Here is a 14,073-nt window from a genome sequence, read left to right as displayed (position 1 = left end):
GGGCGTTTTTGGTGAACAGGAGATTCAAATGATTTTACGTGTACTGGGCGTTTCGCTGATTGGTTTAACACTGGCTGGTTGTGTGAATGACAGTTCACTTTCTGGCGACGTTTATAGCGCTTCTGAAGCTAAACAGGTTCAGAACGTGACTTACGGTACTATTGTTAACGCGCGTCCTGTTCAGATCCAGGGTGGCGATGAAAACAACGTTGTCGGCGCTATCGGCGGTGCTGTGCTGGGTGGCTTCCTGGGTAACACCGTAGGGGGTGGTACAGGTCGTTCTTTGGCAACGGCGGCAGGTGCGGTTGCGGGTGGCGTTGCGGGCCAGGGCGTTCAGGGTGCGATGAACAAATCCCAGGGCGTAGAGCTGGAAATCCGTAAAGACGACGGTAACACCATTATGGTCGTGCAGAAACAAGGTAACACCCGTTTCTCTGCCGGTCAGCGTGTTGTTCTGGCGAGCAACGGAAGCCAGGTCACCGTTTCCCCACGCTAATCTCTTTCTGGATGTGGCCTCCGGGCCACATCCATTTACATTATCAATCATTTTAAAACATTGTTTTACAAAAATCCTAACTGAGCAATTAATAAACCCTTCCGACATTGTTCGCGCGCAAGGTATTCATTTGTTAACGCATTAAACTATTCGAATTCAACTTACCTATTAATGCAACTTTAGTGCATTGTTAAAAACATGTATGAATCCGATTAGCTCTTATTTAAAAAACCGTTATATCTCTTTCTGCCTGGGTTGCATTGCAGTGGTTGGGCTGATGCAGGGTTTATTTCTCCATCTTGTTGAAGCCATCCCATCCTTTTCCCCATTATTATTCCCAACGCTGACCATTTTTTTACTCGTCTTTCATATGTTTATTGCCTGCTTTATGGCAATGAAATACTGGTGCGACCGCAAGCGATTATATTTGGTCGCGATTGCATTTGCGTTTGCAGGTTCAATGCTCCTGATGGTCGGTACGCTTTTAAGCTTCCCGGCATGGCTTCACCTGTACTCCTTCAGCATGGTGGACTATAACGATGCGATGATCTTCTTTATGTTCCGCCACCTGTTGATGGCGGTGCTGTTTATCATTTCAGGGCTGCTGTATACCCTTCGGGACTACCCGCTCTCGCGCTCTGGCCACATTTTTTCCGTCATCGGTATGTTTGTGTTCACCGTCGTTATGGTTGTGCTGGCCTGGCTTTATTCCGGCCACTCCTCGCTGCTCTCGTTAGATCTGGTGGATAATGAAACGCGGGAGTTTATGGTGCTCTGGCACCAGTTTATCAATATTATTTTAATTATCTTCTGGGTCGTAACATTAGCTGTTCTGATGTTTATTACGCGATTGCGGAATCTTTTTTGGGTTGGCGGTAACTTTTTATGCGTCTGTTATGCGGTGACGCTGACAATGCTGCTGATGGGCGGTCACGCAGAAGATATTGCCTGGTACCGTGCCCGTTTGTTTGAAACCACGGCAACCCTGCTTATTATTTTCGTGCTCCTGTATGACGTATTTAATCTTTATCGTGACTCGCATTTAAAGTACCAACAGTCTTATCAAAACTCGATTCGCGATCCGCTGACGCGCCTCTACAATCGCAGTTATTTTTATGACGCATTAAACCAGGCGCTGAGTCATGCTACCGCGAGCAGGCCTGTTTCAATTATCGTTAGCGATCTCGACCGCTTTAAGCGCATCAACGATAACTACGGCCACCTGCAGGGCGACAAAGTGCTGCAGTTTGTTGCCAATCTGCTGATGGATTCCGTTCGTCCACAGGACATTGCGGCGCGTATTGGCGGCGAGGAGTTTGTCCTGATGCTGGCGAATACCCCTTCAGACGCCGCCCTTCAGGTCGCGGAGCGTATAAGACTGCACTTAAGCAGTTTCGATAAATCAAGCAGCGCAGGACACCTGCCCGAGCAGATCACCATCAGCATGGGCGTCTTTACCGCAGCGTCACCAGAAATTACCGCCGAAACCTGCGTGGAGAGCGCCGACAAGGCAATGTACGAGGCAAAAGAAACCGGTCGAAACCGGGTGGTCGTCTTTGGTTGAAAAAAAGGCCTTGCAGATGCAAGGCCTTTTTATGATATCAATCGCGCGACTGCAGCTCATGGATATTTTGCTCAAGGCGGGCGATGAGGCTGATGAGCAGTTCAAGCTCCTCAGGCGAAACGCCAGAAAGAATTTCGCCCCGCGTTTTACTGATGACAGCTTCCATCTCAGTGATGATTGGAGCCGCTTTCTCCGTGAGTTTAATGCGCTTAGCGCGACGATCGCTGGCGCAGGTTTGCCGGGAGATCAGTCCCTTCTCCTCCAGCTGATCGAGCGTACGCACCAGCGACGGCTGTTCAATTCCGATCGCTTTTGCCAGTTGGATCTGCGACTGTTCGGGCGGAAGCTGATGAATGTTATGCAGCGTAACCCAGTGCGTCTGTGTCAATTCCAGAGGTTTCAGGCGATGGTCAATCAGAGCACGCCAGACGCGTACTAACCTTGCCAGATCAGAACCTAATGGCGATTCCAATTTCATCTCCTTATAATTAGCTTGCTAAGTTATTATACTGATTTTAGAATAGTGTGCAGCATTTATATTGCCAAAACAAATGTAATACTGCATCCAACGTTGTTAATAGGATGATTTACACTGAGTAATGATGTTTCATCATTTTAACAACAGGCCATCGTGGCTATGTGTTCACTGCAAAGGATCTCTGCTCGTGAAGTTCTCTTTAAGCTCCGCGGGGTTACCCCTTCAAGACCTGATCTTTGGTGCATCAGTCTACTTTCCTCCCCTGTTTAAAGCCGTTCTGGTGGGCTTTATGATCTGGCTTGTCGCACATCGACTACTCCGTGACTGGATGTATTCCGGCGAGATCTGGCACCCTATGCTTATGGATCTCTCCCTGTTTGCCCTCTCCGTGAGCCTGGGCCTGGCCATTTTGATTATGTGGTAAACATGTCGCTAAAAACAGTAAAGTACTTTTCCACCCTTTTTGTCCTTGCCCTGGCGCTGATTGCCGGATGGTGGCTCTGGAATTTTTATATGCAGTCCCCCTGGACGCGTGACGGAAAAATCCGCGCGGAGCAGGTCAGCATCACGCCACAGGTTTCCGGAAGCATCACGACGCTTTTAGTTAAGGATAACCAGTTCGTTAAAAAGGGTGACGTTTTATTCCGCATTGACGAAACGCCCTTTCATATCGCCGTGCTCAACGCGCAAGCTCAGCTGGCGAAAGCCCAGTCCGATTTAGCGAAAGCGAACAACGAAGCAAACCGCCGCCGCCATTTGTCGCAAAACTATATTTCCGCTGAAGATTTAGATACGGCCAATATCAACGTAAAAGCCATGCAGGCCAGCGTAAACGTGGCGGAAGCCTCGCTCAAGCAGGCGCAGTGGGAACTGACGCAAACCGTGGTCGCCGCGCCGGTAGACGGGTGGGTGACTAACCTCACTGCCCGCGTGGGCAACTATGCCAGCACCGGACAGCCCGTCTTTGCCCTCGTCGACAGTCACTCCTTCTACGTCGTGGGGTATTTTGAAGAGACCAAGCTGCGTCATATCCGCGAAGGCGCTCCCGCCACCATCACGCTTTACAGCGGCTCGCAGACGTTACAGGGTCACGTTTCCAGCATTGGCCGCGCTATCTACGATCAGAGCGTTGAAACCGATTCTGGTCTTGTCCCGGACATTAAGCCGAACGTGCCCTGGGTTAGACTGGCGCAGCGCGTACCGGTTCGCGTGGAATTCGATCGCTTGCCGCAGGATATCACCCTGGTATCCGGCACCACCTGCACCGTCTCTGTCGGAACACGCTGATGAACCTGCAGGCGTTTTCCTGGCGAAACATGCCGTGGATTAAAGCAACGCGCCCGCAGTGGCGGTATGCGCTGCGAAACGGTATTGCCATGTGCCTGGCGCTGAGCATCGCCTACTACCTGAATCTGGACGAGCCATACTGGGCGATGACCTCTGCGGCGGTGGTGAGCTTCCCGACCGTCGGCGGCGTAATCAGCAAGAGTCTGGGCCGCGTGGCCGGCAGCCTGCTGGGCGCCACGGCGGCGCTGATCATCGCGGGCCACACGCTGAACGATCCCTGGCTTTTTTTGCTGAGCATGGCGGCGTGGCTTGGGTTTTGCACCTGGGCCTGCGCCCACTTTACCAATAACGTCGCCTATGCATTCCAGCTGGCCGGGTATACCGCCGCCATTATCGCCTTTCCGGTCGTCAACGTCCTGGACACCACCGAGCTGTGGGATATCGCCCAGGCCCGCGTCTGCGAAGTGATTGTCGGCATTCTTAGCGGCGGATTTATGATGATGATCCTGCCCAGCACGTCAGACGGTACGGCGCTTATCACCGCCCTCAAGACCATGCATGCCCGACTGCTGGAACACGCCAGCCTGCTCTGGCAGCCAGACATCAACGATGACATCCGGCTTGCGCACGAGAAAGTGATCGGTCAGATCCTGACCATGAACCTGTTGCGTATTCAGGCCTTCTGGAGCCACTACCGCTTTCGTCGCCAGAATACCCTGCTTAACTATTTGCTGCACCAGCAGTTACGGATGACCAGCGCCATCTCCAGCCTGCGCCGAATGCTGCTGAACTGGCCGACGCCGCCGGAAAACACCCGCGCAATAATTGAAACGCTGCTCGCAGCCCTTGCCCGTCCAGATGCGGACATCTATACCGTGGCGCGAATTATCGCCCCCCTGGCCCCAGCGGATGAGTACGACTACCGCCATCGCGCCTTCTGGCAGCGGCTGAACTATTTTTGTCGCTTATATCTGCGCAGCAGCCGCTGGATCGAAGCGGTTGAGAACGCGACGCCGATTACCGAATTCAACGTTCCGGGCAGCCCCGCGCTGACGCGGCATACAGATTATCTTGAAGCGCTGTGGAGCGGTTTTCGCACCTTCTGTGCCCTGATGCTGGTTGGCTCCTGGGCCATCATCACGCAATGGGATGCCGGCAGCGCGGCCCTGACGCTTGCCGCCATCAGCTGCGTGCTTTACTCCGTCGCCGCATCGCCCTTCAACTCCCTCACGCTGCTGCTGCGCACGCTGGTCCTGCTGTCCCTGTTCAGCTTTGTGGTGAAATTTGGCCTGATGGTGCAGATAAGCGATCTGTGGCAGTTCCTGCTGTTTCTGTTTCCTCTCCTGACGACCATGCAGTTGCTCAAGCTGCAAATGCCCAGGCTGGCCGGCCTGTGGGGACAGCTGATCGTCTTTATGGGGTCGTTTATTTCGGTCACCAATCCGCCCGTTTATGATTACGCGGACTTTCTAAACGATAACCTGGCGAAAATTCTGGGCGTGGGCCTGGCGTGGCTGGCCTTCGCCGTGCTGCGCCCCGGTTCGGATGCCCGTAAAAGCCGCAGACATATTCGGGAGCTACGCCGCGGTTTTGTCGACCAGCTCAGCCGTAAACCCCATCTTCGGGAAAATGAGTATGAATCGCTGGTGTATCACCATGTCAGCCAGCTCAATAACAGCCAGGACTCCCTTTCCCGCCGTTGGCTGTTGCGCTGGGGCGTCGTGCTGTTGAACTGTTCACACGTGGTGTGGCAGCTTCGCGCCTGGGAAACGCGTTCCGACCCGCTGTCGCAGGTGCGAGATGTCTGTATCGCCCTGCTGCGTGACGTCATGAGCGAGCGCGGAGTCCAGCAACGACCGCTGGAGGCCACGCTGACTGAACTTCAGCGCATCTGCGATACCCTCGCGCAACACCATTTGCCTGCCGCGCGCGATCTCGCCTCAATCATCTGGCGACTGCACTGTTCACTGTCGCAGCTGGAGCAGGCGCCGCCGCCGGGTACGATTGGCGATCAGATAACGCCGCAGGCATAGCGTGCCCCGCCGCCGCCGAGCGGTTTGGGCCGATCGGACATGTTATCGCCGCCGACGTGGATCATCAGCGCTTTGCCTTTGACCTCTTCAAGCTTTTTGAGGCGCGGGGCAACGACCGGATCGGTAGCTTTGCCATCGTTGTTCACCACCAGCACCGGCAGGTCGCCAAGATGTCCCATACCTTCAGGGCCTTCGTGTTTGCCGGAGTGCTGTGGATCGAGGTGGCCCCCCGCCGCTTCTGCCGCTGAGGCCTTACCCTCTTTCAGCGCGGGCTGACAGCTGCCTTTTGCATGAATATGAAAGCCATGTTCGCCGGGAGGGAGAGCTTTAAGATCGGGGGCAAACTCCAGCCCCTTATCGGTTTCAGTGATTTTCACCGTACCAATGGACTGGCCCACACCCTGAGAGGTGACAAGATTGATTTCCACTTCATCGCTGGCCGCCTGCGCCCCTGCGCAAACAGCCAGCGTAATAACTGCCAGAGCAAAACGCTTCATATGACCTCCGTTGGTTATTTTTTGCCCCTTAAGTGTATACCAGGGGCAGAGATTTCACCGGAGAGGCCTCTTTTTGCGGATTAAGGCACGTCGTAGCCCAGCGCGGCTTTGCGGATGCGGAACCACTGCTGGCGGGTCATCTGCAGCTCTTCGGCCGCCAGCGCGGAACGGACGCGCTCAATTTTACCCGAACCAATAATCGGCAGCGGTTTAGACGGCAGGCGCAGGATCCACGCGTAGACAACCTGCTCGATGCTCTCGGCATTGAGCTCGCGGGCGACGGTTTCAAGCTCGTCGCGCAGCGGCTGGAATTCATCATCGTTGAACAGACGACCGCCGCCCAGACAAGACCAGGCCATCGGGCGGATGCGCAGCTGCTGCAGCTGATCGAGCGTGCCGTCCAGCAGCAGAGGCTGGTGCACCGGGGAAATTTCAACCTGATTGGTTGCCAGCGTAAACGGCAGACGCGACTGCAGGAGCGCAAACTGCGCGGGTGTGAAGTTAGACACGCCGAAATGGCGGACTTTGCCGCTCTGGTGAAGCTCCAGGAAGGCTTCTGCCACCTCATCGGCATCCATCAGCGGATCGGGACGGTGAATCAGCAGCAGGTCGATGTGGTCCGTCGCCAGGTTCACCAGAGATTGCTCAGCGCTTGTGACGATGTGGGCACTGTCGGTGATGTAGTGTCCGAGCGCGTGCTCGGGTTTTGCCGTGGTGGCGATACCGCATTTGGTGACGATCTCCATACGCTGGCGAAGCGCAGGAACCAGCTTGAGCGCTTCCCCAAACGCGGCTTCGCAGTGATAACCGCCGTAGATGTCAGCATGATCGACAGTGGTAATGCCTAAGTCGAGATGCTCTTCAATGAAGCTCGCCAGCTGAAGGGGGGACATATTCCAGTCCATCAGACGCCAGTAGCCCATGACGAAGCGGGAGAACTCAGGGCCCTGGGGGGCAAGGGTAATACGCTGAACCATAACAAATTCCTCAAGGAAGTGATGTTATGAGTATACGCAATTACCGGCCTAAAACAGTGAAGGTTGCTGCGGTTCTTCCGATTCATCCGCTTTGTTTGCGCGGATTTTGCGCAGGAGCCGCTGTCGACAGAGACGAAGTACGTCCTGCTTTTGCGTATCGCTAAAGTTTTGCCAGTTGAAACGCTCGTCGCGGGTACGCATACACCCGCGACAATATCCGCGCTCGTCCACCTGACAAATACCCCGGCACGGGCTCTGGATGGGGAAAAACTCCAGCTGCTCTGCCACACACACCTCCAGAAACCGACTATCACCTACAGTGAAGACGCTAAATGCCCTATGCGCAAGGGCTTTACCACAGATTTATGGCATTAAGGTTTCACTAATCTTGCGCCTCTATACTCGCTTCATCATTAGAATGACGGGTTTATTAATCGATGTGGTCAATCAAGAAGTTACAGTGTAACGACATAAAATTCACTCTGGGCTGCGCGCTTTTCTTTACGCTCTTAAACGCGCTGTTTATTCAGCGCAGCTGGGCCATCATCGCCCCGGCACGCTTACACGACATGCTCTTTGCCGCATCCGTACCGCTGGTGCTGTTTTGCGGCTGGGTGATTGTCTTTAGCGTGCTTAATATCCCCTTTATTCGCAAGCCGCTGCTGATTGTCCTGACCGTAGGCTGCGCCGCCGCGACTTACTTTATGTATACCTATGGCGCGGTTATCGATCAGAACATGATTGTGAACGTGTTTGAGACAAACTCTCAGGAAGCGACCGCGCTGGTCACGCCGCAGATGATTCTGTGGATAGCCGTCGCCGGTCTCGTTCCGTCCGTGGTGCTTGCCCTGACGCGCATACGCACGGGAAAATGGTGGTATGCCCTGCTGATGCGCTTTGCCGCCATGCTCGGCGCGCTGCTGGTGATTATTTTGGTTGCGGCGGTGTTCTATAAGGATTACGCCTCGCTGTTCCGTAACAACAAAAGCATCGTCAAGATGGTCACCCCGGCCAACTACGTCAGCGCCGTGGTGAAATACAGCAAAATGCGCTGGTTTGCCGGCGACCAGACGCTGGTACGTATCGGCGAAGACGCCCATAAAGGCCCGCTGATTGCCGGGCAGCAGAAAAAAACCGTTCTGGTCCTGGTTGTGGGCGAAGCGTCGCGCGCGGCGAACTACTCCCTCAACGGTTATGGCCGCGAAACGAACCCTGAGCTGAAAAAGCAGGATGTCATTAACTTCCCGAAGGCGTCCTCATGCGGAACGGAAACGGCGGTCTCCGTTCCGTGCATGTTCTCCGGCATGCCGCGTAAAAAGTACGATGCCGATCTGGCCCGCCATCAGGAAGGCTTGCTCGACGTGCTTAAGCACGCAGGGATTAATCTGCTGTGGCGCGACAACGATGGCGGCTGTAAGGGTGCCTGTGACCGCGTACCGCATACGGACATGACCCAGTGGAAGCTGGATCAGTTTTGCAAAGACAAATCGTGCATTGACGACGTGAACCTTTACCGTCTGGATAACGTGCTGGACGGTCTGAAGCAGGACACCGTTTTGGTGATCCACCTGATGGGTAGCCACGGCCCGGCCTACTACAACCGTTATCCGGGTACGTTCCGCAAGTTCACCCCGACCTGTGATACCAACGAAATTCAGGACTGCGATCATCAGGCGCTGATGAACACCTACGACAATTCCATTCTGTATACCGACAGCGTGGTCAGTAAAACCATCGACGCGCTGAAAGCCCGTCAGGCCAGCATGAATACGGCCCTGATCTACCTTTCCGATCACGGGGAGTCGCTGGGGGAAAGCGGTATTTACCTGCACGGCACGCCGTATATGCTCGCCCCAGAGCAGCAAACGCATATTCCGTTTATGTTCTGGCTATCGCCGGACTACACCAAAAACTTCGGTGTTGACGAACGGTGCATGCGCGATTTTGCTGCAAAAAATGCGGTTTCACAGGACAATCTTTTCTCGACCGTGCTTGGCATGATGGACGTAAAATCAACGGTTTATAAACAGCAGCTGGATATCATGAACGCGTGCCGCCGCTAAACCTGCTTGCATTAGACCGAACGGTCTATTAGAGTACGGCCATGAGCAGAAATACTGAACACGATACGCGCGAACATTTACTGGCGACCGGCGAGCGTCTTTGCATGCACCGTGGATTCACCGGTATGGGTCTGAGCGAGTTACTGAAAACCGCTGAGGTGCCGAAGGGCTCTTTTTACCACTACTTCCGGTCTAAGGAAGCCTTCGGTGTGGCCATGCTGGAGCGGCACTATGCCGGATACCACCAGCGGCTGGCCACCCACTTCGCCAGCGGTGAAGGTAACTACCGCGATCGTGTTCTGAATTACTATCAGGAAACGCTGACGCAGTTCTGTCAGCAGGGCATCATCAGCGGTTGCCTGACGGTAAAACTGTCCGCTGAAGTGTGCGATCTGTCAGAAGATATGCGCACGGCAATGGATAAAGGAGCCACCGGCGTAATCGCGCTTCTGGCGAAGGCGCTGGAGAAAGGACGCGACGAAAAAACGCTGGCCTTTATCGGCGAGCCGTTAACGCAGGCGCAGGTGTTGTACGCCCTCTGGCTGGGCGCTAACCTGCAGGCCAAGATTTCTCGCAGTGCCGTGCCGCTTGAAAGCGCGCTGGCACATGTGAAAAGCAGCATTACAGCGCCTGGCGTGTAGCAGGCGTTTTTATTTACTTAATCACTAGTCGACTGGTCTACTCAGGAGTCTTTATGTCCGCTGAAAAATTATTTACCCCACTGAAAGTAGGCGCCGTAACCGCGCCAAACCGCGTGTTTATGGCTCCTCTCACCCGCCTTCGCAGCATTGAGCCGGGTGATATTCCGACCCTTCTGATGGGTGAATATTACCGTCAGCGCGCAAGTTCTGGCCTGATCATCTCTGAAGCCACCCAGATTTCCGCCCAGGCGAAAGGCTATGCGGGTGCGCCAGGGCTGCACAGCCCGGAACAGATTGCCGCGTGGAAGAAAATCACCGCGGGCGTGCACGCTGAAGATGGCCGCATTGCGGTACAGCTGTGGCATACCGGCCGTATCTCACACAGCAGCATCCAGCCTGGCGGTCAGGCGCCGGTTTCAGCCTCAGCCCTGAGCGCGAATACCCGCACCTCTCTGCGTGATGAAAACGGCAACGCCATCCGCGTCGATACCTCCATGCCGCGTGCGCTGGAGCTGGACGAGATCCCGGGCATCGTTAACGATTTTCGTCAGGCGGTCGCCAATGCCCGTGAAGCCGGCTTCGACCTTGTTGAGCTGCACTCTGCCCACGGTTACCTGCTGCACCAGTTCCTGTCGCCGTCTTCCAACCATCGTACCGACCAGTACGGCGGCAGCGTTGAAAACCGCGCGCGCCTGGTGCTGGAAGTGGTCGATGCGGTATGTAAAGAGTGGAGCGCAGACCGTATCGGTATTCGCGTCTCGCCAATTGGTTCTTTCCAGAACGTGGACAATGGCCCGAACGAAGAAGCCGACGCCCTGTACCTGATCGAAGAGCTGGCGAAGCGCGGTATCGCCTACCTGCACATGTCCGAGCCGGACTGGGCTGGCGGCCAGCCTTACACTGAAGCCTTCCGCCAGAAGGTGCGCGAGCGCTTCCACGGTGTGATCATCGGTGCGGGTGCATACACTCCAGAGAAAGCCGAAGATCTGATCGGCAAAGGCCTGATCGACGCGGTAGCGTTTGGTCGTGACTTCATTGCCAACCCGGATCTGGTTGCTCGTCTGCAGAAAAAAGCCGAGCTAAACCCACAGCGTCCGGAAAGCTTCTACGGCGGCGGCGCAGAAGGCTACACCGACTACCCTTCTCTCTGATCCCCGTTTGTCATTGATAGCGGCGACATTTCGCCGCTATACTAAAACATCGTTTCTGTTCAAAAAGATAATCCATTCCATTGGTTAATGAGGAAATTATGCGCCTACTTCACACCATGCTGCGCGTTGGCGACCTGCAACGTTCTGTCGATTTCTACACTAACGTCCTGGGCATGAAGCTGCTGCGCACCAGCGAAAACCCGGAATACAAATATTCACTGGCATTTGTTGGGTACGGTCCGGAGTCTGAAGAAGCGGTTATCGAGCTGACCTACAACTGGGGCGTTGACAGCTACGAGCTGGGCACCGCGTACGGCCATATCGCGCTGGAAGTGGACAACGCAGCGGAAGCCTGCGAGCGTATCCGCAGCAACGGCGGCAACGTCACGCGTGAAGCGGGTCCGGTAAAAGGCGGCACCACCGTGATTGCCTTTGTTGAAGATCCAGACGGCTATAAAATCGAGCTGATTGAGGCCAAAGACGCCGGTCGCGGCCTGGGCAACTGATCCCACCGGGCGCAATATGCGCCCGTCGTTTTACTTCCCCTCTCAAAATTTGCCATAATGCGCACTGCTTTTTCCCCTTGTAAGAGACCCTGATGTCCGATAACGCTCAACTTACCGGTCTGTGCGACCGTTTTCGTGGTTTTTATCCCGTTGTCATTGATGTAGAAACAGCCGGATTTAACGCTAAAACCGATGCGCTGCTAGAAATTGCCGCCATCACGCTGAAGATGGATGAACAGGGCTGGCTTATACCGGACACCACGCTGCATTTCCATGTTGAACCCTTCGAAGGGGCAAACCTGCAGCCAGAAGCACTGGCCTTTAACGGTATCGACCCGAAAAACCCGCTGCGCGGGGCGGTGAGCGAATATGATGCGCTTCACGCCATTTTCAAAATGGTGCGCAAAGGCATGAAAGAGAATGACTGTAGCCGCGCGATCATGGTGGCCCACAACGCCACGTTCGATCACAGCTTTACGATGGCCGCCGCCGAGCGTGCGTCGCTCAAGCGTAACCCCTTCCACCCGTTTGTCACCTTTGACACCGCGGCGCTGAGTGGCCTGGCGCTGGGACAAACGGTCTTATCAAAAGCCTGCATCACGGCAGGTATTCCGTTTGACGGCACGCAGGCGCACTCGGCGCTCTACGATACCGAGCGCACGGCAGAATTGTTCTGTGAAATCGTGAACCGCTGGAAGCGCCTTGGCGGCTGGCCGCTGCCGATGGGCGATGAGGCCGATGGCCAATCGTAGGCCGGTAAGCGCAGCGCCACCCGGCAAAAAAAAGCGACCACGCTAAGCGGGTCGCTTTTTTATTTCCGCAGAAAATTACTCTGCGTCCGGCTCTTCAGTTTTGTACTTTGCCGCCGTCTCTTTGATCAGCTGCTGCAGTTCGCCACGCTGATACATCTCGATCAGGATGTCGCAGCCGCCAACCAGTTCGCCGTCAACCCACAGCTGCGGGAAGGTCGGCCAGTTGGCGTATTTTGGCAGCTCAGCGCGAATATCCGGGTTCTGCAGGATATCGACGTAAGCAAAACGTTCACCACAGGCAGAAAGCGCCTGAACCGCTTGTGCGGAGAAACCGCAGCTTGGCAGCTTTGGAGAACCTTTCATGTACAGGAGAATCGGGTTTTCTGCGATCTGGGTCTGAATTTTTTCGATAGTGGTGCTCATGTCTTGCTTCCTTTAACTTCTGTTACGGCATTCGTCTGACATTGTAGCGGGTCAGAGCGACATCGGAAAATAACATTTTTGTCACGTCTATATATTCTAACGTTTGGCACCATAAGTTGCATTGTAAATATAGCTTAACCCTATTCCCGATAAGGTTTTGCTTAGGGAGTGAACAATTGTGCGTCAGAACGATGCATTTTTTTGCACTTGCTAACGAAACAGGTTTTTAGATTGAAAAATGCTATTAACTTCCAGGCTTTTTATAGATTAGAATCGACGGGCTTTGTAAATCATACGCGGGTATTAGCGATAGCCTGCATTAATCAGGGGAATGCCCAGTGGCGCGGATAAATAAAATCTCGATCACGCTCTGTGCTTTACTGTTTACATCATTTATTTTCACGCCAGCGGCGAACGCCTCACAGCAGGCGCGGCATTCTGCCGTACAAAAAACGCATCTGGCGAAAACCACAGAACGTAAGAAAAAAACCTCCAGCAAGACCGTAAAGAAAAAAACAACGACAGAAACGAAAAAGACCGTCTCCAGCAAAACAAAAACGAAATCTTCCCGCACCGCCCACGCCACCCGGAGTAAAGCCTCGCAAACCGCCGCTAATCTCGTTACTGAAAAATGCACCCCGCGGAAAGGCCATAAGGCGAAATGCACGAAAGTCACGAAAATAGCGGAAGTGCATAAGGTTCGCGTGCAGAAAGCGCAAAAAACGGCGATGAATAAGCTGATGGGGCAGATTGGTAAACCGTATCACTGGGGAGGAACTTCCCCACGTACCGGTTTCGACTGCAGCGGCCTGGTCTATTACGCCTATAAAGATTTGGTCAAATTCCGCATTCCGCGTACCGCGAACGAAATGTATCACCTGCGTGATGCGGCGCCGGTCAACCGCGGCGAGCTGGAAAACGGCGATCTGGTCTTCTTCCGCACCCAGGGACGCGGCACGGCTGACCATGTCGGCGTCTATGTCGGTAACGGGAAATTCATCCAGTCGCCGCGCAGCGGTCAGGATATCCAGATCACCTCCCTCAGCGATGATTACTGGGTGCGCCACTATGTCGGTGCACGCCGCGTCATGACGCCGAAAACCATTCGTTAACCCCTGCCCTGCCGCATCCGTGGCAGGGTAAGTTCCTCTTTTGCATACCCTTTCAATTTGCTATTCTGTCCTTGTTGTCTGTAGGGTTATTGG

At 54.5% G+C, this 14,073-nt stretch carries 16 protein-coding genes; 11 read left to right on the top strand and 5 right to left on the bottom strand.

The window, feature by feature from the left end; translation table 11 throughout:
• Positions 1–28 precede the first annotated feature (28 nt).
• A complete protein-coding gene (slyB, locus tag E0L20_RS14040) occupies positions 29–496 on the top strand; it encodes an outer membrane lipoprotein SlyB (protein WP_131634472.1) in 468 nt (155 codons plus the stop codon).
• Between the two features lie 202 nt (positions 497–698).
• Positions 699–2,060 (top strand): sensor domain-containing diguanylate cyclase, encoded by a 1,362-nt coding sequence (locus E0L20_RS14035; protein ID WP_131634471.1) that lies wholly within the window; start codon positions 699–701, stop codon positions 2,058–2,060.
• A gap of 37 nt (positions 2,061–2,097) precedes the next feature.
• Here E0L20_RS14035 and slyA read toward each other — a convergent pair whose 3' ends face one another.
• On the bottom strand, positions 2,098–2,538 hold the full coding sequence (slyA, locus tag E0L20_RS14030; RefSeq protein ID WP_131634470.1) for a transcriptional regulator SlyA: 441 nt from the start codon (positions 2,536–2,538) through the stop codon (positions 2,098–2,100).
• Between the two features lie 187 nt (positions 2,539–2,725).
• On the opposite strand from slyA, the gene E0L20_RS14025 reads away from it, so the two are divergent.
• From E0L20_RS14025 to E0L20_RS14015, 3 genes are read left to right on the top strand one after another with little or no spacing between them, the layout of a single operon-like run.
• Entirely contained in the window at positions 2,726–2,962 is a 237-nt protein-coding gene (locus E0L20_RS14025; protein WP_131634469.1) for a DUF1656 domain-containing protein, read from the top strand.
• A 2-nt stretch (positions 2,963–2,964) separates the two neighbouring features.
• Positions 2,965–3,825: an efflux RND transporter periplasmic adaptor subunit gene (locus tag E0L20_RS14020; protein WP_131634468.1), complete on the top strand. Its 861-nt coding sequence runs from the start codon at positions 2,965–2,967 to the stop codon at positions 3,823–3,825.
• Positions 3,825–5,858, top strand: coding sequence for an FUSC family protein (locus E0L20_RS14015; protein ID WP_131634467.1), 2,034 nt, complete (start codon positions 3,825–3,827; stop codon positions 5,856–5,858). The genes E0L20_RS14020 and E0L20_RS14015 overlap by 1 nt, the downstream gene beginning before the upstream one ends.
• Here the strand turns inward: E0L20_RS14015 and sodC are convergent.
• From sodC to E0L20_RS14000, 3 genes are all read right to left on the bottom strand, one after another.
• Positions 5,837–6,355 (bottom strand): superoxide dismutase [Cu-Zn] SodC, encoded by a 519-nt coding sequence (gene sodC / locus E0L20_RS14010; protein WP_131634466.1) that lies wholly within the window; start codon positions 6,353–6,355, stop codon positions 5,837–5,839. The two genes, E0L20_RS14015 and sodC, sit on opposite strands and share 22 nt — an antisense overlap.
• A gap of 80 nt (positions 6,356–6,435) precedes the next feature.
• Entirely contained in the window at positions 6,436–7,332 is an 897-nt protein-coding gene (locus E0L20_RS14005) for an aldo/keto reductase (RefSeq protein ID WP_131634465.1), read from the bottom strand.
• 48 nt (positions 7,333–7,380) lie between these two features.
• Positions 7,381–7,620 carry a DUF1289 domain-containing protein gene (locus E0L20_RS14000; protein WP_131634464.1) on the bottom strand — a complete coding sequence of 80 codons (240 nt, stop codon included), beginning with the start codon at positions 7,618–7,620 and terminating at the stop codon, positions 7,381–7,383.
• Between the two features lie 149 nt (positions 7,621–7,769).
• Here E0L20_RS14000 and eptA point away from each other — a divergent pair, with 149 nt between their 5' ends.
• The 5 genes from eptA to rnt all read left to right on the top strand — a co-directional run bounded on the left by eptA (position 7,770) and on the right by rnt (position 12,445).
• A complete protein-coding gene (eptA, locus tag E0L20_RS13995) occupies positions 7,770–9,395 on the top strand; it encodes a phosphoethanolamine transferase EptA (protein WP_131634463.1) in 1,626 nt (541 codons plus the stop codon).
• Positions 9,396–9,436: 41 nt separating this feature from the next.
• Positions 9,437–10,036: a TetR/AcrR family transcriptional regulator gene (locus E0L20_RS13990; RefSeq protein WP_131634462.1), complete on the top strand. Its 600-nt coding sequence runs from the start codon at positions 9,437–9,439 to the stop codon at positions 10,034–10,036.
• A 53-nt stretch (positions 10,037–10,089) separates the two neighbouring features.
• On the top strand, positions 10,090–11,187 hold the full coding sequence (gene nemA / locus E0L20_RS13985; protein WP_131634461.1) for an alkene reductase: 1,098 nt from the start codon (positions 10,090–10,092) through the stop codon (positions 11,185–11,187).
• 98 nt (positions 11,188–11,285) lie between these two features.
• Complete coding sequence (gene gloA, locus E0L20_RS13980; RefSeq protein ID WP_131634460.1) at positions 11,286–11,693, top strand: lactoylglutathione lyase; 408 nt, start codon at positions 11,286–11,288, stop codon at positions 11,691–11,693.
• A 92-nt stretch (positions 11,694–11,785) separates the two neighbouring features.
• The gene (gene rnt / locus E0L20_RS13975) at positions 11,786–12,445 is read left to right on the top strand and encodes a ribonuclease T (RefSeq protein WP_131634459.1); all 660 of its coding nucleotides are present in this window, start codon (positions 11,786–11,788) and stop codon (positions 12,443–12,445) included.
• A 75-nt stretch (positions 12,446–12,520) separates the two neighbouring features.
• Here rnt and grxD read toward each other — a convergent pair whose 3' ends face one another.
• On the bottom strand, positions 12,521–12,868 hold the full coding sequence (gene grxD / locus E0L20_RS13970; protein WP_131634458.1) for a monothiol glutaredoxin 4: 348 nt from the start codon (positions 12,866–12,868) through the stop codon (positions 12,521–12,523).
• Positions 12,869–13,206: 338 nt separating this feature from the next.
• Here grxD and E0L20_RS13965 point away from each other — a divergent pair, with 338 nt between their 5' ends.
• Positions 13,207–13,980: a C40 family peptidase gene (locus E0L20_RS13965; protein ID WP_131634457.1), complete on the top strand. Its 774-nt coding sequence runs from the start codon at positions 13,207–13,209 to the stop codon at positions 13,978–13,980.
• Positions 13,981–14,073 lie beyond the last annotated feature (93 nt).

Origin of the sequence: Enterobacter wuhouensis, assembly GCF_004331265.1 — a bacterium.
Classification (GTDB): domain Bacteria; phylum Pseudomonadota; class Gammaproteobacteria; order Enterobacterales; family Enterobacteriaceae; genus Enterobacter; species Enterobacter wuhouensis.
This window is presented reverse-complemented; position numbering and strand designations above follow the sequence as displayed.